The organism is Pseudomonas sp. X10 (genome assembly GCF_054889225.1).
The window spans coordinates 5644395-5664620 of sequence record NZ_CM142677.1 but is presented as its reverse complement, the minus strand read 5'-3'; the positions used below and the strand labels follow the sequence as shown (position 1 = coordinate 5664620).

20 protein-coding genes and 1 pseudogene are annotated in these 20226 nt (G+C 58.9%); 14 read left to right on the top strand and 7 right to left on the bottom strand.

Going from position 1 to position 20226, the window contains the following annotated elements:
* Window positions 1–129 precede the first annotated feature (129 nt).
* The 6 genes and pseudogenes from ACYU03_RS25800 (at window position 130) to ACYU03_RS25775 (ending at window position 5005) form a co-directional block, all read left to right on the top strand.
* Window positions 130–903: a carboxymuconolactone decarboxylase family protein gene (locus tag ACYU03_RS25800; protein WP_461891551.1), complete on the top strand. Its 774-nt coding sequence runs from the start codon at window positions 130–132 to the stop codon at window positions 901–903.
* A 121-nt stretch (window positions 904–1024) separates the two neighbouring features.
* Complete coding sequence (locus ACYU03_RS25795; protein WP_461891550.1) at window positions 1025–1969, top strand: alpha/beta hydrolase; 945 nt, start codon at window positions 1025–1027, stop codon at window positions 1967–1969.
* Between the two features lie 49 nt (window positions 1970–2018).
* Window positions 2019–3071: an alpha/beta hydrolase gene (locus ACYU03_RS25790; RefSeq protein ID WP_461887422.1), complete on the top strand. Its 1053-nt coding sequence runs from the start codon at window positions 2019–2021 to the stop codon at window positions 3069–3071.
* Between the two features lie 81 nt (window positions 3072–3152).
* Window positions 3153–4046: a LysR family transcriptional regulator gene (locus ACYU03_RS25785; protein ID WP_461887421.1), complete on the top strand. Its 894-nt coding sequence runs from the start codon at window positions 3153–3155 to the stop codon at window positions 4044–4046.
* A 275-nt stretch (window positions 4047–4321) separates the two neighbouring features.
* Window positions 4322–4642, top strand: a complete 321-nt coding sequence (locus ACYU03_RS25780; protein ID WP_461887420.1) for a hypothetical protein — start codon at window positions 4322–4324, stop codon at window positions 4640–4642.
* 25 nt (window positions 4643–4667) lie between these two features.
* Window positions 4668–5005 (top strand): annotated as a pseudogene (locus ACYU03_RS25775) (DUF4917 family protein).
* Window positions 5006–5252: 247 nt separating this feature from the next.
* Here ACYU03_RS25775 and ACYU03_RS25770 read toward each other — a convergent pair.
* On the bottom strand, window positions 5253–6110 hold the full coding sequence (locus ACYU03_RS25770; protein ID WP_461887419.1) for a LysR family transcriptional regulator: 858 nt from the start codon (window positions 6108–6110) through the stop codon (window positions 5253–5255).
* Between the two features lie 101 nt (window positions 6111–6211).
* Here ACYU03_RS25770 and ACYU03_RS25765 point away from each other — a divergent pair, with 101 nt between their 5' ends.
* Entirely contained in the window at window positions 6212–6937 is a 726-nt protein-coding gene (locus tag ACYU03_RS25765) for an SDR family oxidoreductase (RefSeq protein ID WP_461887418.1), read from the top strand.
* A 114-nt stretch (window positions 6938–7051) separates the two neighbouring features.
* On the opposite strand, the gene lpdA is transcribed toward ACYU03_RS25765, so the two are convergent.
* Complete coding sequence (gene lpdA, locus ACYU03_RS25760) at window positions 7052–8452, bottom strand: dihydrolipoyl dehydrogenase (protein WP_461887417.1); 1401 nt, start codon at window positions 8450–8452, stop codon at window positions 7052–7054.
* 185 nt (window positions 8453–8637) lie between these two features.
* On the opposite strand from lpdA, the gene cfaB reads away from it, so the two are divergent.
* Window positions 8638–9822 (top strand): C17 cyclopropane fatty acid synthase CfaB, encoded by a 1185-nt coding sequence (gene cfaB, locus ACYU03_RS25755; protein WP_461887416.1) that lies wholly within the window; start codon window positions 8638–8640, stop codon window positions 9820–9822.
* Between the two features lie 6 nt (window positions 9823–9828).
* On the opposite strand, the gene cls is transcribed toward cfaB, so the two are convergent.
* A complete protein-coding gene (gene cls / locus ACYU03_RS25750) occupies window positions 9829–11268 on the bottom strand; it encodes a cardiolipin synthase (RefSeq protein ID WP_461887415.1) in 1440 nt (479 codons plus the stop codon).
* Window positions 11269–11396: 128 nt separating this feature from the next.
* Between cls and ACYU03_RS25745 the strand changes: the two genes are divergently transcribed.
* Window positions 11397–11924, top strand: a complete 528-nt coding sequence (locus tag ACYU03_RS25745; RefSeq protein WP_461887414.1) for a DUF3617 domain-containing protein — start codon at window positions 11397–11399, stop codon at window positions 11922–11924.
* On the opposite strand, the gene folE2 is transcribed toward ACYU03_RS25745, so the two are convergent.
* Window positions 11925–12833, bottom strand: a complete 909-nt coding sequence (gene folE2 / locus ACYU03_RS25740) for a GTP cyclohydrolase FolE2 (RefSeq protein ID WP_461887413.1) — start codon at window positions 12831–12833, stop codon at window positions 11925–11927.
* A 37-nt stretch (window positions 12834–12870) separates the two neighbouring features.
* Complete coding sequence (locus tag ACYU03_RS25735; RefSeq protein WP_461887412.1) at window positions 12871–13188, bottom strand: glutamine synthetase; 318 nt, start codon at window positions 13186–13188, stop codon at window positions 12871–12873.
* A gap of 195 nt (window positions 13189–13383) precedes the next feature.
* Between ACYU03_RS25735 and zigA the strand changes: the two genes are divergently transcribed.
* The 3 genes from zigA to ACYU03_RS25720 are packed head-to-tail and all read left to right on the top strand — an operon-like array spanning window position 13384 to window position 16237.
* Window positions 13384–14592: a zinc metallochaperone GTPase ZigA gene (zigA, locus tag ACYU03_RS25730; protein ID WP_461887411.1), complete on the top strand. Its 1209-nt coding sequence runs from the start codon at window positions 13384–13386 to the stop codon at window positions 14590–14592.
* On the top strand, window positions 14592–15224 hold the full coding sequence (locus ACYU03_RS25725) for a DUF1826 domain-containing protein (protein ID WP_461887410.1): 633 nt from the start codon (window positions 14592–14594) through the stop codon (window positions 15222–15224). The genes zigA and ACYU03_RS25725 overlap by 1 nt, the downstream gene beginning before the upstream one ends.
* Before the next feature lie 38 nt (window positions 15225–15262).
* Window positions 15263–16237, top strand: coding sequence for a CobW family GTP-binding protein (locus ACYU03_RS25720; protein ID WP_461887409.1), 975 nt, complete (start codon window positions 15263–15265; stop codon window positions 16235–16237).
* Here the strand turns inward: ACYU03_RS25720 and ACYU03_RS25715 are convergent, their stop codons facing one another.
* Window positions 16238–16630: a DUF3301 domain-containing protein gene (locus ACYU03_RS25715; protein ID WP_461887408.1), complete on the bottom strand. Its 393-nt coding sequence runs from the start codon at window positions 16628–16630 to the stop codon at window positions 16238–16240.
* 117 nt (window positions 16631–16747) lie between these two features.
* On the opposite strand from ACYU03_RS25715, the gene pdxY reads away from it, so the two are divergent.
* On the top strand, window positions 16748–17614 hold the full coding sequence (gene pdxY, locus ACYU03_RS25710) for a pyridoxal kinase PdxY (protein ID WP_461887407.1): 867 nt from the start codon (window positions 16748–16750) through the stop codon (window positions 17612–17614).
* Here pdxY and ACYU03_RS25705 read toward each other — a convergent pair.
* Complete coding sequence (locus tag ACYU03_RS25705; RefSeq protein WP_461887406.1) at window positions 17611–18096, bottom strand: acyl-CoA thioesterase; 486 nt, start codon at window positions 18094–18096, stop codon at window positions 17611–17613. The genes pdxY and ACYU03_RS25705 overlap by 4 nt on opposite strands.
* Before the next feature lie 324 nt (window positions 18097–18420).
* Here ACYU03_RS25705 and ACYU03_RS25700 point away from each other — a divergent pair, with 324 nt between their 5' ends.
* A complete protein-coding gene (locus ACYU03_RS25700) occupies window positions 18421–20181 on the top strand; it encodes a cation:proton antiporter (protein WP_461887405.1) in 1761 nt (586 codons plus the stop codon).
* The last annotated feature ends 45 nt before the right edge of the window (window positions 20182–20226 follow it).

Genomic DNA, 20226 nt, shown 5'->3' with positions numbered 1-20226 from the left:
GATTATGGCGATGGCGACTCATGAATTCTGCTCAGAAGTCCATGCGCAATTTCGGGGTTAATCGACACAACCATCCTCCGTACGATCCAGCGACACCGCAGTGACCCGCAATGGATGGAGCCTTTCACGATGACCATTGACGCACGCAACAACACTGCCCTCCCCACACTCATGGCGCTTTGTCTAGGCATCGGGGCGATGTTCAGCGTTACCACTCAAGCAGCCGAGGCGTCGCAGACCATGGCTAGCACGCGCGCCAGCGCAACTACCTTGTCGCGCCAGCAACAAACGATTCCCCTGATCGCCGCGTTCATGGCGACCAGCGACATCCCCAACCTCAACACCGCGCTCAATCAAGGGCTCGATGCCGGCTTGACCATCAGCGAAACCCGGGAAATTTTGGTGCAGCTGTACGCCTATGTGGGCTTTCCGCGCAGCCTCAACGCCTTGAACGAGCTGATGACGGTGGTGCAGACACGCAAACAGCGCGGTATCGAAGACGCGCTGGGGCGTGAGCCGAGCCGGGCGATTCCGATCGGGGATGAGCTGCTGGCCGCCGGCACCGCGAATCAAACCAGGATCTCCGGCGCCCCGGTCAAAGGCCCGGTGTTCGAGTTCGCTCCGGTGATCAACCGGTTCCTGCAAACCCACCTGTTCGGCGATATCTTCGAGCGCGACAACCTCGACTGGCAAAGCCGCGAACTGGCGACCGTCGGGGCGCTGGCGGCAACGCCAGGTGTCGAGCCGCAATTGCGCTCGCACATGGCGGCGAGCCTGCGCGTCGGTCTGAGCACGGCACAGTTGCTCGAGGTCACGGAACTGCTGAAAAAACACGGCGATGCGCATACGGCTGAACGTGCCAATACCGCGTTGACCCAGGCCCTCGCGGCTTCGGGGAAATGACATGAAATCTGCAAAGTACCTGCTGAGCATCACGCTGTTGAGCCTGTTGGCGGCCTGCGCGAACCACCCCGATGGCTCGTTGCTGATTAAACAACAAGGCAGCTTCGCCGCCGGCGGAACGGTGACCACTGCACCGGGCACCTTCAACCCGCACCAACCGATGACGCCCAACGGCCAGACCTACCACGGTGACCACGTTTACGCCTTCTATCAAATTCCGGTGGATGCGCGAAAACTGCCCATCGTCATGTGGCATGGTGCGGGTCAGTTTTCCAAGACCTGGGAAACCACCGCCGATGGTCGCGAAGGCTTTCAGAACATCTTTCTGCGCCGCCATTACGGCGTCTATCTGATCGATCAGCCACGGCGTGGCGATGCCGGGCGCAGCATGGTCGAAACCACAATCAAGCCTGTGCCTGACGAACAACTGTGGTTCAACCAGTTCCGCATCGGCCTGTGGCCCAACTACTTCAACGGCGTGCAAGTGGCACAGGATGCACAGACCCGCGAGCAATTTTTCCGGGCGATGACGCCGAACACCGGGCCGTTCGACATGGACGTGGTCTCTGATGGCGTGTCAGCACTGTTCGAAAAAATCGGCCCGGGGATTTTATTCACCCATTCGCAAGGTGGCGGGCCGGGCTGGTTGACGGCGATCAAGAACGACAAGGTCAAAGCCATCGTGGCGTTCGAACCGGGCAGCAGCTTCGTGTTTGCTGATGGTGAAGTGCCTGCGCCGATTCCCAGCGCGTTCGACACAGTGCAAGGCGCGGCGGTGCCGATGGAGCAATTCATGGCCCTCACGCGCATTCCGATTCTGATCCTTTACGGCGACAACATCCCGGAGCAGGCGGTCGACCTGCCCGCTCAGGACAGTTGGCGCGCACGCCTGAAAATGGCCCGGCTCTGGCGTGACGCGGTCAATCGCCACGGCGGTGATGTGCGACTGATCCACCTGCCGGAGATCGGCATTCACGGCAATACCCACTTCCCCATGTCGGATCTGAACAACGTGCAGATCGCTGACCTGGTCGCGCAATTCCTCAAAGAAAACCAGCTGGACTGACCCAAACACTTTTGCAACTGCCGCCCTTTTGATTGCTGAGGAGCTTCACGTGAAAAACACACTCAAAGCCACGTTCATGTCGGCATTGGTCGGCCTTTCGGCGGGCGAAGCCTTGGCCGCCGATTACAAAAAGAACCCGTTCACCCTCGCCTACGACGGCGCGATCAGCAAGAACGAACCGGGCAAGGTCAACATCCACCCGGTCAGCTACAAGCTCAACGGGCTGGATATCGCCGCCAACGTATACACCCCGGCTAACTATGATGCGAAGAAGACCTATTCGACCGTGGTCGTTGCACACCCCAATGGCGGCGTGAAAGAACAAGTCGCCGGTCTGTATGCCCAACGCCTGGCCGAACAGGGCTACATCACTATCACTGCCGATGCGGCGTATCAGGGTGCCAGCGGTGGTCAGCCGCGCAGCATCGATAAACCGGCGTATCGCATCGAAGACATTCACGGCATGGCCGACTTCATCAGCCAGTTTGCCGGCGTCGATGACAAGCGTCTGGGCCTGCTCGGTATCTGTGGTGGCGGTGGTTATTCGCTGGCGGCAGCGCAAACCGACAAACGCTTCAAATCGCTGGCAACGGTGAGCATGTTCAACTCGGGCCGGGTACGTCGCAACGGCTACAACGACTCGCAAATGGACAGCATTCAGCAACGCCTGCAACAGGCGTCAGCAGCCCGCGCGCAAGAGGCGGCCGGCGGCGCGGTGCTGTATTCAGGCGATGCCAACCTTACCGACGAGCAGATTGCCAAACTGCCCTTCGAGCTGTATCGCCAAGGTTATGACTACTACTGGAAGACCCACGCGCACCCGAACTCGACCTTCAAATACACCACCAGCAGCCTGATCGACTTGATGCGTTTCGATGCCACTGACCATATCGAGCTGATCAACCAACCGTTGCTGATGATCGCTGGCAGCAAAGCCGACAGCCTGTACATGACGCAGGACGCCTTTCCCAAAGCCACCGGCACCACCGACAAGGAAGTGTTTATCCTCGACGGCGCGACGCACATCGAAACCTATTGGGTGCCGCGTCATGTCGATGCCGCAATTGGCAAACTGACCGCGTTTTACGCCCGCACCTTGTAATTAGCTCTCTTGGGGTCGCGCATCCGTGTGCAACCTGCTTTCATGGATTAATCCAGCGCCCCTCATGAGAGGTTCTCATCAATGTCCCGCGCCAATCTAAACGACCTGCAAGCCTTCGTGGTCATCACCCGCGAAGGCAGTTTCACCCGCGCGGCCGCCCAGCTTGGCGTCTCGCAGTCGGCGCTGAGCCACACCATGCGCGCGCTGGAAAGCCGATTGGGCGTGCGCCTGCTGACGCGTACCACCCGCAGCGTTTCGCCGACCGAGGCGGGTCAGCGGCTGTATCAATCGATGGCGCCGAGGTTCGATGAGATTGAACTCGAACTGGCTGCCGTCAGCGAGTTTCGTGACACCCCGGCAGGCAATGTGCGGATTCAAGCATCCGAACATGCCGCCAACAATATTCTGTGGCCCAAGCTTTTAAAGGTGCTCCCCGACTATCCGGACATCAAAGTCGAAATCACTGTCGACTACGCGCTCTCCGACATCGTCGCGCAACGCTATGACGCCGGTGTACGCCTGGGAGATCAGGTGGCTAAGGACATGATCGCCGTTCCTATCGGGCCACCTTTGCGAATCGCGGTCGTGGGCTCACCCGAGTATTTCAAACAGCGGCCGGTGCCGAAGGAGCCCGGTGATCTGGCCGCGCAAGACTGCATCAATCTACGCCTACCCACCCATGGCAGTCTGATGCAATGGGATTTTGAGAAGGATGGTCACGAACTGAAGGCCCGTGTCGAAGGACAATGGACGTTCAACAGCAGCCTGCCGATCCTGCGTGCGGCCGTGGCGGGATGTGGCTTGGGTTTCCTGCCGGAGGACATGGTGGCGAAGGAGCTAGCTGACGGTAGCCTTGTGCGGGTGTTGGAAGATTGGTGCCAACCCTTTGCCGGTTACCATCTCTACTACCCCAATCGCCGTGAACACTCATCAGCATTTGGCGTTGTAGTTGAAGCGTTACTCTACAAGCGCTGAGTCATGGACCTTCAAGGCGTCTGAGTTTTTACCCGCCCCACAAGCCCGCGAATAAGCAGATGCTTTGATTGATTGCAGGCGTACGCGACCGGCTGCAATGGGTCGATTACTGCTGATCATGAATGGCAGCTTTTGGCCGAGAGCTGCCGGCCCCAATTGACCACCTGTTTGCATTCGACCCTAAGAGCAGGGCTAGCCGTTATCTTGAACTGGACTACCCCGTGCTTGGCCCTCTCCCAGAACAGCGGTACAGCTACCCACACCTAGAGGTTTGGATGAGTAGCACTGATTATATTCACGCGTCGGCCCATCTGAACACCATGGTCTTCCAGCATCCGGAACGACGCGGAAAGAGCCTTCCTTGGAAGCTGCGCACCAGACTGATGTGCAAGCTTCTGGCCGGCGATATGGGGGTAGACGTTATGCACGCAATGCGGCCGCAGTTCGCACTGCGGATCGACGTAGGGGAGATCGCCACCGATTTGGTGAAAGAGTTCAACAAGACGTCAGCACTCAGAACCTGGGGCTGGGATGTGCATCATTTATGGCACGCCTCAGGTGGTGCCGCCCACATCGCTTTTATAGCTCTCCATTAGTGCGTGCCTTGAGTGGTCATATCCGATGCAAATGGCTGGTCAAGTCGAATGCAAACAGGTGGTCAAGTGCCATGCAAACGCTTGGTCAAGTCAGGTGCAATTTCCCAGCATACCGGGAGGTACTTGCCTCGCCGTGGCAGACACTGACACTGTTCGGGTGGGGCTAGGGGAGCATGACAGGCACTTGCTTAAGCGTATGCGTGGAACTGGCATTCAGCGCGTAGCCGTCTCGGTTTTCCGAGGGGCCAGCCATACTGCAATATGACTTACCAGGTTATCCAGGATGACCTTGGTCCTGTAGAGGTCGAATTCTTTGACAGTGAAAGTCCGGGATGCTGGATTCATCCAGCGGAATGGGACTGATCGACCAAGGCGGGAGCGCGCTGCGTCGAGAGGCCTCCAGGCCGCGTCGATGCTGGCGGCGACAGTTTTAATTCTCTGGCGCAATCGTCTGGACTGTCATTTCGGATGGTTGCGACAGTTTTGCGTTTCCTCAAGCCGAGGCTGCAGACCGCGGATTTTGTGCCCCCGCTGCGACAGCTTTAATTCTCAAAAACCAAAACTGGATTCTGAGAATTAAAACTGTCGCAGGAGCTCTGGGAGGTGTGCGTCAGAAGACGACATCCAACGGTACATCACGAACAGTCGTGGTATCCCAGGACGTCTTGGGGGCATCCCGCAGAGCGGTGTAAGTCAGCCTTAGCGCCGTATTGTTGAGAGCTGAGCTGCCATAGCACAGCCCGACTCTGCGGCTGGGCAGCGGGGACTTGATGGGCTGGGTAATCACGTCTTGTCTATTGCTCACCAGCGACGAAGGCACTATCGCCACCCCGGCGCCGGCGGCCACAAGCGACACTGACTGGTTAAGAGAGCCGCTGCTAGCTACTGCTGTAGCGCTGGAGTTGCCGTAGAGCGGCGCCAAGCGTTGGTGAGTGGGGTGGTCAGGACAGATGACCCAGGGATAGACACTGGGTGTGGACCCTAACTCAGTACCCCGCCTACTGATCAAAACGAAAGGGTCGTCCCAAATGGGGAGGAATAGTTCGTCCTCGCAACGCTCATCCTCAACGCCCAATCGAGCATCACCAGCACAACCTTCGAAGAGGGTCAGATAAAGTTGCGGCACAGCCTGGCGGACAAACGATAAAAAAGTACGAACGTGGTCAGGGGCGAGGTCATTTTCAATACCTAAGCTCAACGGAAGTCGCGCTTGGCTTGTGCGAAACCTTAGCCGCAAGGCCTCCGACTCACTCACCAACGAACAGGCTTGAGGGTAGAGAGAACGTGCCTCTTCACTCACCTCGACACCCCGAGATTGTCGGTTGAAAAGAGTGGTACCCAGCGCTTCTTCCAGTTGCTTGATAGTCACCGAGAGCGTCGGTTGGCTAATGCACAAGCGCTGTGCGGCTGAAGTGATATTGCGTTCTTCGAATACGGCAATAAACGCTTTCAGATGGCGTATATCCATAGGATATTCCGATACCTGTTAAAGGAATTAAGCATTTTATCAAACCTGACGGCTTGCCTACACTACTTGCCATACGTTTTCCATATGTCAGGAGATTTATCATGCAGAAGCCCCTAGTCATCGTGACCGGCGCCAGCTCTGGGATTGGGGAAGCCATTGCTCGCCTTTTTTCCGCGCAGGGTCACCCATTGTTGCTATTGGCCCGTCGCGTGGAGCGTCTTGAAAAACTCAACCTGCCTAACGCTCTGTGCCGAGGTGTGGATGTGACAGATCGGAGCGCCCTATTGGCTGCTGTGCAGGAAGCCGAGGTGAAATTCGGTCCAGCTGATGTGGTTGTCAACAATGCCGGCGTCATGCTGCTAGGGGACATGGATACCCAATCGCCAGATGAGTGGGAACGCATGCTCGATGTCAACGTGAAGGGGCTGCTGAACGGCATTCATTCAGTCTTGGCCGGTATGATTGAGCGCAACCGCGGGACTATCATCAATATCGGCTCCGTCGCCGGTCGAAAGACCTTCCCTAACCATGTTGCCTATGTCGGTACCAAGTTCGCAGTGCATGCGATTTCGGAAAACCTGCGCGAAGAAGTTGCGGCTCACAACGTCAGGGTTATCACCATTGCGCCAGGTGCGGTGGAGACCGAACTGCTCAGCCACACAACCAACGATGCGATCAAAGCCGGGTATCAAGACTGGAAAGCTGGAATGGGAGGGGTGGTACTCTCAGCCGACGATGTAGCGAATGCCGTTCGATACGCTTATGAACAACCCCAGGGTGTATGCATCCGTGAAATTGTCTTGGCGGCTACGCGTCAGCAGGCGTGATTGAGTCAGGATGTCACAAGTATCCGGTTTGCCGAAACAAAACCCCCTCCTGGGGGTTTTGTCTTTCATGCATCCGCTCCTGGACCCCAGGACTGTATGCAGCCGGGATCAGGTTCAGATCTGCATGGCCATGCCGTCGACGTTCATCGCGGCCTGGCGCAGGGCTTCGGAGCGAGTCGGGTGGGGATGGCAGGTGAGGGCGATGTCTTCGGCCGACGCGGAAAACTCCATGGCTACGCAGAACTCGCCGATCATCTCGCTGACGCTCGGACCCACCAAGTGAACGCCTAGCACCTCATCGGTGTTGGCATCGGCCAGGACCTTGGCGAAGCCTTCGGTCTCATGGTTGATCTTGGCGCGGCTGTTGGCGGTGAAGGGGAACTTGCCGACCTTGTAGGCACGGCCCTCGGCCTTGAGCTGTTCTTCGGTCTTGCCGACGCTGGCCAATTCCGGACGGGTATAGATGACGCCAGGGATCAGGTTGTAGTTGACCTCATGGAGCTTGCCAGCGATGCGTTCGATACACGATACCGCCTCATCCTCTGCCTTGTGCGCAAGCATTGGGCCGGAGGTGACATCGCCGATTACCCAGATGCCCGGCACCGAGGTGCGGTGGTGCTCATTGTTGAGCATGCCGCGCTTGTCGGCTTCCAGGCCGACGCTTTCCAGGCCAAGGCCCTGGGTGTAGGGGCGACGGCCAATAGCGACCAGCACGTAGTCGGCTTCCAGTGTTTCCGGGGCGCCGCCGGCGGCAGGCTCCAGGATCAGGCTCACCGAGTCGGCGGAGGCGCTGGCCTGGGTGACTTTGCTGCTGAGCTTAAAGCTCATGCCTTGCTTGGCCAAGGCTTTTTGCAGGGTCTTGGCGGTTTCTTCGTCAGTGCCCGGGCAGATGCGGTCCAGGTATTCGATCACCGTGACCTGGCTCCCCAGGCGGCGCCAGACCGATCCCAGTTCCAGGCCGATCACTCCAGCGCCGATGACAATCAGATGCTTGGGCACCTGTGGCAACGAGAGTGCCCCGGTAGAATCGATGATGCGCTGGTTGTCGATGGTCACGCCCGGTAGCGGCGTCGGTTCGGAGCCGGTGGCGATCACGATGTCCTTGGCCTGCAGTGCGGTCTCGCTGCCGTCCTCGGCCTTGACGATGACCTTACCGACGCCATCCAGCCGACCCCAACCCTTGATCCAGTCGACCTTGTTCTTGCGGAAAAGGAATTCGATGCCCTTGGTCAAGCCGGTAACGCTCTCGTCCTTCTGCTTCATCATCTGGGCCAGGTTCAGGGTCGGCTTGACCTCGATGCCCAGCTGGGCGAACTCCGTGCCACTGGCGGCTTCATAGAGCTCTGAGGCGTGCAACAGGGCCTTGGAAGGCATGCAACCGACGTTCAGGCAGGTACCGCCGAGCGTCGAGCGGCCTTCCACGCAGGCTACGCTCAGGCCCAATTGGCCAGCACGGATAGCGGCGTTGTAGCCGCCGGGCCCGCCACCGATGATCACCACATCGTAGGATTTCATGGTCGTACTCCAGGATGAAGAAGTGGATTTGGGGCACAAGATTAGTCGGCGCACAGAGGATTGTATACAATTCTGGCGCCTGACCTGGATTGATAGCTCTAGACTATGGTCTTGATTAACGGAAACTTCGCACGGATGAACTACCCTGTTTCGGTGACGTCCGAAGATGAAAGGGAGGGTCATTCATGCTTGCGCAACTTCCACCCGCATTGCAGAGCCTGCACTTACCACTGCGCTTGAAGCTGTGGGACGGTAACCAGTTCGATCTGGGGCCGAGCCCTCAAGTCACCATCCTGGTCAAGGAGCCCCAACTGATCAGTCAGTTGACGCACCCCAGCCTGGATGAACTGGGCGCCGCCTTCGTCGAAGGCAAGCTTGAGCTTGAAGGGAAAATTGGTGAAGTCATCCGGGTCTGTGATGAGCTCAGTGAAGCGTTGCTCAAGGATGAAACCGAGGTCCCGCCGGTGCGCACTGCCCATGACAAGGCCACCGATGCCGAGGCCATTTCCTATCACTACGATTTATCCAACGACTTCTACCAGCTTTGGCTGGATCAGGACATGGCGTATTCCTGCGGCTATTTCAAGGAAGCCGACAACACTCTGGATGAGGCCCAGCAGAACAAGTTCGAGCATCTGTGCCGCAAGCTGCGTCTGCAAGCCGGTGACTATCTGCTGGATGTGGGGTGTGGCTGGGGTGGGTTGGCCAGGTTTGCCGCGCGGGAGTATGGCGCCAAGGTCTTCGGCATTACCCTGAGCAAGGAGCAACTCAAGCTTGGGCGCCAGCGGGTCAAGGACGAGGGGCTGTCCGACAAGGTCGACCTGCAGATTCTCGACTATCGCGATTTACCCCAGGATGGCCGCTTCGACAAGGTGGTTAGTGTCGGCATGTTCGAACATGTCGGCCATGCCAACCTGGCCCTCTATTGTCAGCGCCTGTTCGGCGCAGTGCGGGAAGGTGGCTTGGTCATGAACCATGGCATCACGGCCAAGCATGTGGATGGCCGTCCGGTCGGGCGGGGAGCAGGCGATTTCATCGACCGCTACGTCTTCCCCCATGGCGAGTTGCCACACCTGTCGATGATCAGCGCGCGGATCTGCGAGGCCGGTCTTGAGGTGGTCGACGTCGAAAGCCTTCGCTTGCACTATGCGCGCACCCTGGAACACTGGAGCGAGCGCCTGGAGAACCAGTTGCACAAGGCTGCGGCCATGGTCCCGGAAAAGACCTTGCGGATATGGCGTCTTTACCTGGCCGGCTGTGCCTATGCCTTCAGCAAAGGCTGGATCAACCTCCACCAGATTCTGGCGGTGAAACCATACGCCAATGGTCACCATGATCTGCCGTGGACCCGCGAAGACCTTTATCGCTGAGCGAGCTCAGAGAATCGGTGAAATGAGCCGGGCGATACGCATCCCTAGCTGTTGCAGGCGATGCGTATCGTTGGTGTCTTTTGCAGTGATTTCCCTGGACTGCTCGAAGTCATTGAGCAACATGGCTTCGACTTGGTCGGCGAAAGTCCGGTCTACCGTCAGCAGCATGATCTCGAAGTTCAGGCGGAAGGAGCGGTTGTCCAGGTTGGCACTACCGATCGCACTGACTTCGTCATCGACCAGCACCACCTTCTGGTGCAGAAACCCCGGTTCATAGCGGAACATACGCACGCCGGCACGTACCGCCTCGAAGGCGAACAGGCTGGAGGCGGCAAAGACGATACGGTGATCGGGCCGAGAAGGGATCAGGATGCGCACATCCACGCCTCGTAGTACGGCTAGGCGCAATGCGGCGAATACGGCTTCATCGGGAATGAAATAGGGACTGGTGATCCATATGCGCTGGGTGGCCGAATGCAGGGCCTCGAGAAAAAACAGCGCGCAGGTTTCCTGGGAGTCGGCTGGGCCGCTGGCCAGTACTTGGCACAACACGCCATCTTCGGGGTAGGTATCCGGCAGTATCAATGGCGGCAACTCCCTCGCTGCCCAGTACCAGTCTTCGGCAAACGACTCTTGCAGGCAGGCGAGCACGGGACCGCTGACTTGCACATGGGTATCGCGCCAGGGCGACAGGCGGGGATGGCCACCCAGGTACTCATCACCGACATTGAGCCCGCCAAGGAAGCCAAGCAGTCCATCGACCACCACTATCTTGCGGTGGTTGCGGAAGTTCACCTGGAAGCGATTGAACCAGCCGCGACGGGTGGCGAAGGCCCTTATATCCACTCCGCCATCACGTAGGACCTGGCAGTAACGGTTAGGCAGGGCATGGCTGCCGACGCTGTCATAAAGGACAAAGATGCGTACGCCTTCGGCCGCCTTACGCAATAGCAGCTGCTGGAGCTCGCGGCCAATGGCGTCGTCGTGGATGATGAAAAACTGTACCAGCACCGTATCTCGCGCTTCGGCAATGGCAGCGAATATGGCCTCGAATGTGGCCTCGCCATCGATCAGCAGCTGCACCTGATTATTCGCCAGGCAGGGCATGCGTCCCAGCTTCGGCAGGGCTCGTAGGGCAGCATAGGAGCTGGACTCCCGGGCAGCCATTGCCTCTTCGACCCAGGGGCGCCAGTTCAGGTTGGCCATCGCCACATGCATTTCCTGGTTGGCCTGGCGCCTGGCCTGGATGTACGCGTTGAAGGAGCGGGCGCCGAATACCAGGTAAGGAATCAGCGTCAGGTAGGGGATGAACAGCAGGGGCATGGCCCAGGCGATCGCTCCTTGCGCCGTACGGACAGTGAACACTGCATGCAGCGCGGCGATGAGGCCGAGCAGGTGAGTAAGGCCGATCAGGTAACCGAAGAAGTAAGGGCTGTGGTAATCCATATGCATCCTGCTGACGGAGGGCACTGGTCACTAACAGACCATGTTCCTGTGCCTGGGTGCAACCGAAAGCGGAAAATCGCGTCTAAGTCGTTGTCCGGCTTGGGGCCGGGGTATCGAGGAGTTTTGACATGAAGATTCGTCTGCCACTGTTCGCTCTGGTGCTTGGCCTTTCCAGCCCACTGGTGCATGCGCAGATGCTACAACCCGGTTTGTGGGAGTTGACCACCAGCAACATGCAGGTCGATGGAAAGCCCTTGCCGGACATGGAGTTCATGCTCGGCCAATTGAAGAACCTGCCACCTGAGCAACGGGAGATGATGGAAGGCGCCCTGGCCAAGCAGGGCATTACGGTGGCGGGTAAAGGCGTGCGTTCTTGCCTGACGCCGGAGCAGGTCAAGACCGACGATATCCCACTGCAGGATCCTCAGTCTGGCTGTACCCAGAAGATCACCGAGCGCAGCGGCAATGTATGGAAGTTCGAGTTCAGTTGTCCGCGGGCGCAAGGTAACGGTCAGGCTACCTTCCTCAGTGACCGTGAGTTCCTCTCCCAGGTTAATGGCACCTTCAACGCTTCCGGTGTTCAGCAGCAGGGGAGCATGAACACCCGGGCGGTTTGGCTGGGTAGTGATTGCGGTTCGGTACAGCCGCGCAGTTGATCATTCTGAGGGGGCGATGGATTGCCAGTTCCACAGACTACTGGCCACGGCATCATGGGCATGCAGGCTCTCGGCATGTTCCACACGCAGATGAAACCCGGTGAGCCAGGGCTGATCGCGCAACGCGCGGTGTAGACGTCGCGCTGCATCCTCGCAGAACATCAGATTCTGGCCATTGACCAAGGCGAAAGCCTGCTCATCCGCCCGTTTCACGGCTGTCTGGACTGCCGTACCCAGCGCCGCCTCCGTCTGATCTATCAGTACCTTGATGGGGAGAACCTTCATGTCGTGCTGCAACCTCACCTGCAGGCGAGCCAGGCTCCGCTGGCTGTGAGGTGTGGCAACTATCCCTTCGCTTGTACCCAACCACCTGAGTACGGACTCATGATCGAGCTTTCGATTGGCGAAGTCTTCGAGAAATTGCTGTTGAATCAGCTGTCTGGCAAGGGCAGCCGAGCACGGGCACGTGGATGAATAGGGGACATCCGCTTTTAGTTCCACGTGGAACATTTCATTTTCCAGCCGAGCGCACAGTTCGACCGGGTAGGTTTTCCAGCCACTCAGAGGACTGACTAGGGCTGGACGTTTTAGCAGGTAGTCGAAGCGTAATGTCAGGTAGGCACTGGAGGAAAGACCCACGTGGCTTTCGAGAAAGGTCTTGAGTAGCCGGGAGATGGAGGCGGGATTCAATTCCACGGTTTCCAGCTGTTCTAAGGCCAGGTACAGCCGCGACATATGGATGCCCCGAGAACCGTCGTCATCCAGGTTGACGCCAGCATCGGCAGTGGCGGTAAGGGTTTGCTCCTCGAACCTGATGGGGAGGGCGATACCGCGCATACCGACCCATTCCAAGGGCTGCGCCCGTTGATTCATTTGAGCTGCGATGTCGGGAAGAGTCAGGGTCGTCATGGTGTGGATTTCGCCAAGGCAGAGTAAGAGAGAAGGGCTAGCGGCAACCGCCAACAAGGCTGCAATGCAGGTTGAAGCGCTGACCGTTGGAGCTGGAAACCCGGTTGATGGTGGTCCAGCCGATCCGACGACTGTATCCAACCCAGGCTTCGCCATCACTGGCCAGGCCCGTGAAGAAAGTCAGTGAGCCATAGCGACTGTTGGTTTGCGCCCACAGGCGACGGCCTTCAACTTCATAGCCGCGCAGATAGAACGTATTGCCCTGGGTACGCACGCTGTAATAGTTGCCCTTGCCATCCTGGCACGCCAACAGCGTAGCGCTGCGTGTGCACAGGGTCAGGTCGCTGCGAGGCATGGCATGCGCTGCCAAAGGCTGGATAACGAGTAGGACTGCGAGGACGCAGGGGCTGGTACATAACAAAGTCATCGTCTGTTCTCGGGCGTACCTTCGGTCGCGTTCAAAGGATAAGCGGCTTGGCGAAATTGTATTGTTATAATATAACATCATGCAATGCATCGTTCGAATGCGCTCGCCAGATGAGGATCCGCCATGCCAGACCGTCTTCCCGTTACCGTGCTTTCCGGCTTTCTCGGCGCTGGTAAAAGCACCCTGCTTAATCATGTGCTGCGTAACCGTGAAAACCTGCGGGTGGCGGTAATCGTCAACGACATGAGTGAAATCAATATCGACGCCAGTGAGGTCCAGCGCAACGTTAGCCTCAACCGTGCCGAAGAGAAGTTGGTGGAAATGAGCAATGGCTGCATTTGCTGCACCTTGCGTGAAGACCTGCTTGAGGAAGTTGGCCGCTTGGCGCGGGAAGGCCGTTTCGATTACTTGCTGATCGAGTCCACTGGCATTTCCGAGCCCCTGCCGGTCGCCGAGACGTTCACGTTCCGTGACGAGCAGGGCCGCAGCTTGTCCGACATGGCACGGTTGGACACCATGGTCACCGTGGTCGATGGTCTGAACTTCCTTCGCGATTACCAAGCTGCCGAAAGCCTGGCCAGTCATGGTGAAACCCTTGGCGAGGGTGATGAGCGTTCGATCAGTGACCTGCTGATCGAGCAGGTAGAATTCGCCGATGTGATCTTGCTGAGCAAGATCGACCTGATCAGCCAGCATGAACGTGAAGAACTCGCCGCCATCCTGCGCGGGCTCAATGCTCGTGCGCAGATCATCCCCATGTTGATGGGCCAGGTGCCGCTGGAGCGAATTCTCAATACCGGCTTGTTTGACTTCGACCAGGCCGCCCAAGCGCCTGGGTGGCTGCAGGAGCTGCGGGGCGAGCATGTACCGGAGACTGAAGAGTACGGAATCGCTGCCAGTACCTGGCAAGCCCGGCGGCCTCTTCATCCCCAGCGCTTCTTCGACTTTATCCACAGGCCATGGGGCAATGGCCGTTTGCTGCGTTCCAAAGGGTTCTTCTGGCTGGCCAGTAAATATCAGGAGGCCGGCAGTTGGTCTCAGGCCGGTGGCATGATGCGCCATGGCTTCGCTGGCCGTTGGTGGCGCTTCGTACCACGTGAGCACTGGCCTCAGGATGAGCAGAGTACAGCGGCTATCCTCAAGCTCTGGACAGCCGAATGCGGTGACTGCCGACAAGAGCTGGTGTTCATCGGCCAGAACATCGACTTTGCCCGTCTGACAGCCGAACTCGATGCCTGCTTGCTGAGTGATGCGGAAATGACCGAGGGGGCGCAGGCCTGGTTGCGCTTGCCGGACCCGTTCGGTCCCTGGCATGACGAGGAGGCCGCCTGATGCTGGCGCGGGCGTTGATGCCGGCGCCTCGTCAGGTTACGGGGGAGTCGCCGCCGGTACTTGCCGAGATTCTTCAGGACGGCACCAATCTGGCGGTCTGGCAACGGCGTTTGCCTGCGCAGATCGAAGACTTCGCCGCGCTGTTGCTCAGCCTGGGCCAGCCGCTGGCTGAGGAGCGGGTGATCGAGGTGGACGAACGGCAATCGCCAGCGCTGGACGGTCTGCTTGCCAGCGCTGCCGACCTGCACGGCTATGAGAGCTTTGTCGCTGATGTCTCCTGGTTGGTCTCAGCCTATACCTGCTTACTTGGTGCGCAGCGTATAGGGCTGCGCTTGCGTGTGCTGGAGGGGGCGATGTGCCCACGTTTTCACGTTGATCATGTGCCTGTGCGCTTGCTCACGACTTACATAGGGTGCGGCAGTGAGTGGCTGGAAGAAGACGGTATTGATCGGGCACGATTATCCACAGATACGCCGTCTGTGGATAAGATCAGGCGCCTGCAGGTTGGTGAGGTGGCGGTGCTGAAGGGCGAGAAGTGGCTGGGCAATGAGGGGGCGGGGTTGATCCATCGCTCTCCTTCACCACAGGCGGGGGAGCGCCGCTTATTGCTGAGCCTTGACTGGTTGGCTTGACCCGGCATAGTGGGGCAAATGCCAGACAGTGCGGACAAATGCTGCAGAATATTCCTACCTATGTCATTGCCGGACCGCTGGGTGCCGGCAAGACTAGCCTGATCCGCCAATTGTTGGCCCAACGCCCTGCCGGTGAGCGCTGGGCAGTGTTGGTCAATGAGTTTGGCCAGATCGGCCTGGATGCAGCCTTGCTCAGCTGTGGCGACGATGGCATTGCCATCGGTGAGGTTGCTGGTGGCTGCCTGTGCTGCGTCAACGGCATGCCTTTCCAAGTCGGTCTAGGTCGCCTATTGCGCAAGGCGCGTCCTGACCGTCTTCTGATCGAGCCTTCCGGGTTGGGTCATCCGCTGCAGTTGCTGATGCAGTTGCGTCAACCACCGTGGATTGGCGTTCTGGCGGTACAACCGCTGCTGCTGGTGCTGGATGCCGAAAGGCTTGCTGAAGGGCAGGCGTTGCCCGATGCGCAGCAGCAAGCATTATTGGCTGCTGGGCTCTTGGTCATGAACAAGTCGGCCGCTGTGGATAAAGAAAAGCGGCTGTTGATAACCTCCCGTTTGCCCGCTCTGCCCTGTTTTTGGACCGAACAGGGATTTCTTCCGCTAGCGCGCTTGCCTGTGGATGGTGCTGTCGTTGAGGTGCCCCAAGCTGTGGATAATTTGCCTGGGGAGCTGTTCAAGGCCCCGCTTCCTACCCTGTGGAAAACCCCGCAGACCCCTATCTGTCTGGCGCAGCAAGGCGAAGGGGGCTGGAGTATCGGCTGGCGCTGGCACCCCCAGCAGTGTTTTGACCTGGTGCGTTTGCAGGACTTCCTCCGGCAGTGGCCATGGCGCCGCGCCAAATTGGTTATCCACTGCCCACAGGGTTGGCAATCCTTCAATGGGTTGGAATGCCAGGCAGCTACCTGGCAACTAAGCGAATGGCGTAAAGACTCAAGGATCGAATTGATCTTCGACCGGGCTCAGCCGGTGGATGCGCTGCAACAGGCGCTGGCAGCCTGCTGCGTGCAGGCCTGATCACTGACGCCAGCGGTTGTGTTCCTGGCGCCACTGCTTCATTTCGATGACGTTGTCTTCCCGTGGCGGGGTCTTGATCTCGAAGGGGTAGGGGGCGAGTTCGATCTGCATGGTGTGGGGGCCGAATTGAGTCACGGTACCTGGGTGTCTCTGCTCCCCGGTCACGGTGAATTCGAACCCGTACACCCGAGCCAAGCGCTTCCTGCCATTTGCATCGCGGCTGAAACCGATGCGCTTGAGGGCGACGGCGCCGTCGAGCAACTCGAGGTCGAGCTTGGCGCAATGCTGCTTGACCCGCTCCAGGGCCTTCTCGCGTAGCCCATGGCTGTGCCATAACCAGGCACCTGCCGTCGCCAGCACCATCAGCACGAAGAGGTTTTCCAGGGTCAACATTTGCGTATGCTCCAACCAAGTTGGTTCAGCTTAACTGCCTTGCTGGCCTGTCGTACAGGTGGCATTTGGCGCCATACTGCACGCCGCACATTCTTTGACCCGCTTTGGAAACCTTGCATGAAACGTACACCGCACCTGCTCGCTATCCAGTCCCATGTGGTTTTCGGCCACGCCGGAAACAGCGCCGCGGTGTTTCCCATGCAGAGGATCGGCGTGAATGTCTGGCCGCTCAATACCGTGCAGTTTTCCAATCATACCCAGTATGGCCAGTGGGCAGGAGAGGTGCTCGCACCAGAGCAGATTCCGGCGCTGGTCGAAGGGATCGCAGCGATCGGTGAGCTGGGCCATTGTGACGCCGCGCTGTCCGGCTATCTGGGCAGCGCCGAGCAAGGGCGGGAGATCTTGGCAGGGGTAGAGCGGATCAAGGCGGTCAACCCCCGCGCCCTGTACCTGTGCGATCCGGTCATGGGGCATGTGGAGAAAGGCTGTATCGTACCGTTGGAGGTCAGCGAGTTCTTGTTGGAGCAAGCGGCGGCCGTTGCCGACATCCTCTGCCCCAATCAGCTGGAGCTGGACAGTTTCTGCGGACGCCGTGCCGAGTCCCTGGAGGACTGCGTCGTCATGGCGCGGAGCCTGCTCGAGCGGGGGCCGAAAGCGGTATTGGTCAAGCACCTGGCCTATCCGGGCCGCCCTGGCGACGCCTTCGAAATGCTGCTGGTTACCCAGGAAGGGAGCTGGCACCTGCGCCGCCCGCTGCTGGCTTTCCCGCGTCAGCCGGTAGGCGTGGGTGACCTGACTTCCGGGCTGTTCCTGGCTCGGGTCCTGCTCGGTGACTCTTGGCTGCAGGCGTTCGAATTCACCGCGGCGGCGGTTCATGAAGTGCTGCTGGAAACCCAGGCCTGCGCCAGCTACGAATTGCAGTTGGTACGGGCCCAGGATCGTATCGCACACCCACGTGTACGCTTCGAGGCACAGCGCCTCTAGATGGCGTCGGTCTTCAGGTCCTGGTAGCGCTTTTCCAGTTCCTGGCGGATCAGACGGCGCTGCTTGCCTTGCAGGAAGCGTCGCTTCTCTTCACTGGTTTCTGGCTGGCGCGGTGGCACTGCGACGGGTTTGCGGTTGTCGTCGACGGCGACCATGGTGAAAAAACAGCTGTTGGAGTGGCGCACGGAGCGTTCGCGTATATTTTCGGTGACCACCTTGATGCCGACCTCCATGGAGGTCGTGCCGGTGTAGTTGACCGAAGCCAGGAAAGTCACCAGCTCACCAACGTGCACCGGCTCGCGAAAGATCACCTGGTCCACCGACAGGGTTACCACATAGGATCCGGCGTAGCGGCTGGCGCAGGCATAGGCGACTTCGTCGAGGTACTTGAGCAGAGTGCCGCCGTGTACGTTGCCAGAGAAGTTGGCCATGTCCGGGGTCATCAGGACAGTCATCGACAGCTGGGCGTTTCCAGGTTCCATAGTGTGCTCACGGTAAGGTTGCGCTGAATCGGGGTGGGTATCTGCGGACACTTCTGTTTCCCCTTTAGAGTTTTCCCATCCTGAAACGGGACGCCGTCCGGCGCCTTTCCGTCACGTGAATCGCGCCAAAGCCTGCGGCGAACTGGCCGATCTGTTTCTACATATTGCACCAGCTTTTTGCAGTAGGGCGCGATGTTAACCTGAGCGCGCCCACGCATCGTGGGTTTTCCTACATCTAGAACAGTATGTACTCTCTGCTTGTTCAGACCTCGTCTGATAGAGGAGCGGTCTGTCCCGTGCATTTGAAACAAGGAGCATCACGCCATGCATGCCATAAGCTTCATCCAGGATCTGGCAGTGATCATGCTGGTCGCCGGGGTGGTCACCATTCTCTTCCACCGCTTCAAACAGCCGGTGGTGCTTGGCTACATCGTCGCAGGCTTTATCATCGGGCCGCACACCCCTCCGTTTGGCCTGATCCACGATGAAGAGACGATCAAGACGCTGGCCGAGCTCGGGGTGATCTTCCTGATGTTCTGCCTGGGCCTGGAGTTCAGCCTACGCAAGCTGTTCAAGGTGGGCGCCACGGCGTTCATCGCAGCCTTCCTGGAAATCGTCCTGATGATCTGGATCGGTTTCGAGATCGGTCGCTGGTTCGGCTGGAACACCATGGATTCGTTGTTCCTCGGCGCGATTCTGGCGATTTCCTCGACCACCATCATCGTCAAGGCGCTCAATGACCTGAAGATGAAGAACGAGCGGTTCGCCCAACTGATCTTCGGCGTGCTGATCGTCGAGGACATTCTTGGTATCGGTATCATCGCCCTGTTGTCCGGTATCGCTGTCAGTGGCACGGTCAGCTCTGGCGAAGTGTTTTCCACGGTCGGCAAGCTGTCGTTGTTCATGATCGTTGCGCTGGTGATCGGCATCTTGCTGGTGCCGCGGCTGTTGTCCTACGTGGCAAAGTTCGAGAGCAACGAGATGTTGCTGATCACTGTGCTTGGGCTGTGCTTCGGCTTCTGCCTGCTGGTGGTCAAACTGGAGTACAGCATGGTCCTGGGCGCGTTCCTGATCGGCGCGATCATGGCCGAGTCCCGCCAGCTGTTGAAGATCGAACGCTTGATCGAGCCTGTGCGTGACTTGTTCAGCGCCATATTCTTCGTTGCCATTGGTCTGCTGATCGATCCCCAGGTACTGATCGACTATGCCTGGCCGATCATGGTGATCACCCTGGCGGTGGTGCTGGGCAAGATGCTGTCCTGTGGTATGGGCGCGTTCATCGCGGGTAATGATGGCCGTACCTCGCTGCGGGTGGGCATGGGGCTTTCGCAGATTGGCGAGTTTTCCTTCATCATCGCCGCCCTGGGCATGACCTTGCAGGTCACCAGCGACTTCCTCTATCCGGTGGCCGTAGCCGTGTCGGCTATCACCACTTTGCTGACGCCTTACCTGATTCGCGCTGCGGACCCTTTGTCGATCAAGCTCGCCAAGGTCGTGCCGCAACGTCTGGCGCGCGTCCTGTCGTTGTATGGCGAGTGGTTGCGCAGCATCCAGCCCCAAGGGGAGGGCGCGATGCTGGCCTCGATGATCCGGCGCATCCTGTTGCAGGTCGGCGTCAACCTCGCCCTGGTCGTGGCGATCTTCTTCAGCGGCGGTTATTTCGCCGTACGCATCGGCAACTACTTGCAGGAGTGGATCGGTGACATCAGCCAGCAGAAGGCGCTGATCTGGGGAGCGGCGTTGCTGCTGTCGCTGCCGTTCCTGATTGCGGCCTACCGCAAGCTCAAGGCGCTATCGATGTTGTTGGCGGAGATGGGCGTGAAGCCGGAAATGGCGGGGCGCCATACCCAGCGTGTGCGGCGGGTGATTGCCGAAGTGATCCCGCTGCTCTCGCTGCTGGTGATCTTCCTGCTACTGTCGGCATTGTCGGCGAGCATACTGCCAACCACCGAACTACTGCTGTTGATCGTGGTGGTGGCGGCAGTGGTAGTGGCGGTGCTGTGGCGCTGGTTCATCCGGGTGCATACCCGCATGCAGATCGCTTTGCTGGAGACCCTGGAGAACCACCGCGATCATACGCACTGATGGGTAGATGACGCGTTGGCGGGATCGCCAGGCCGCAAGCCTGGC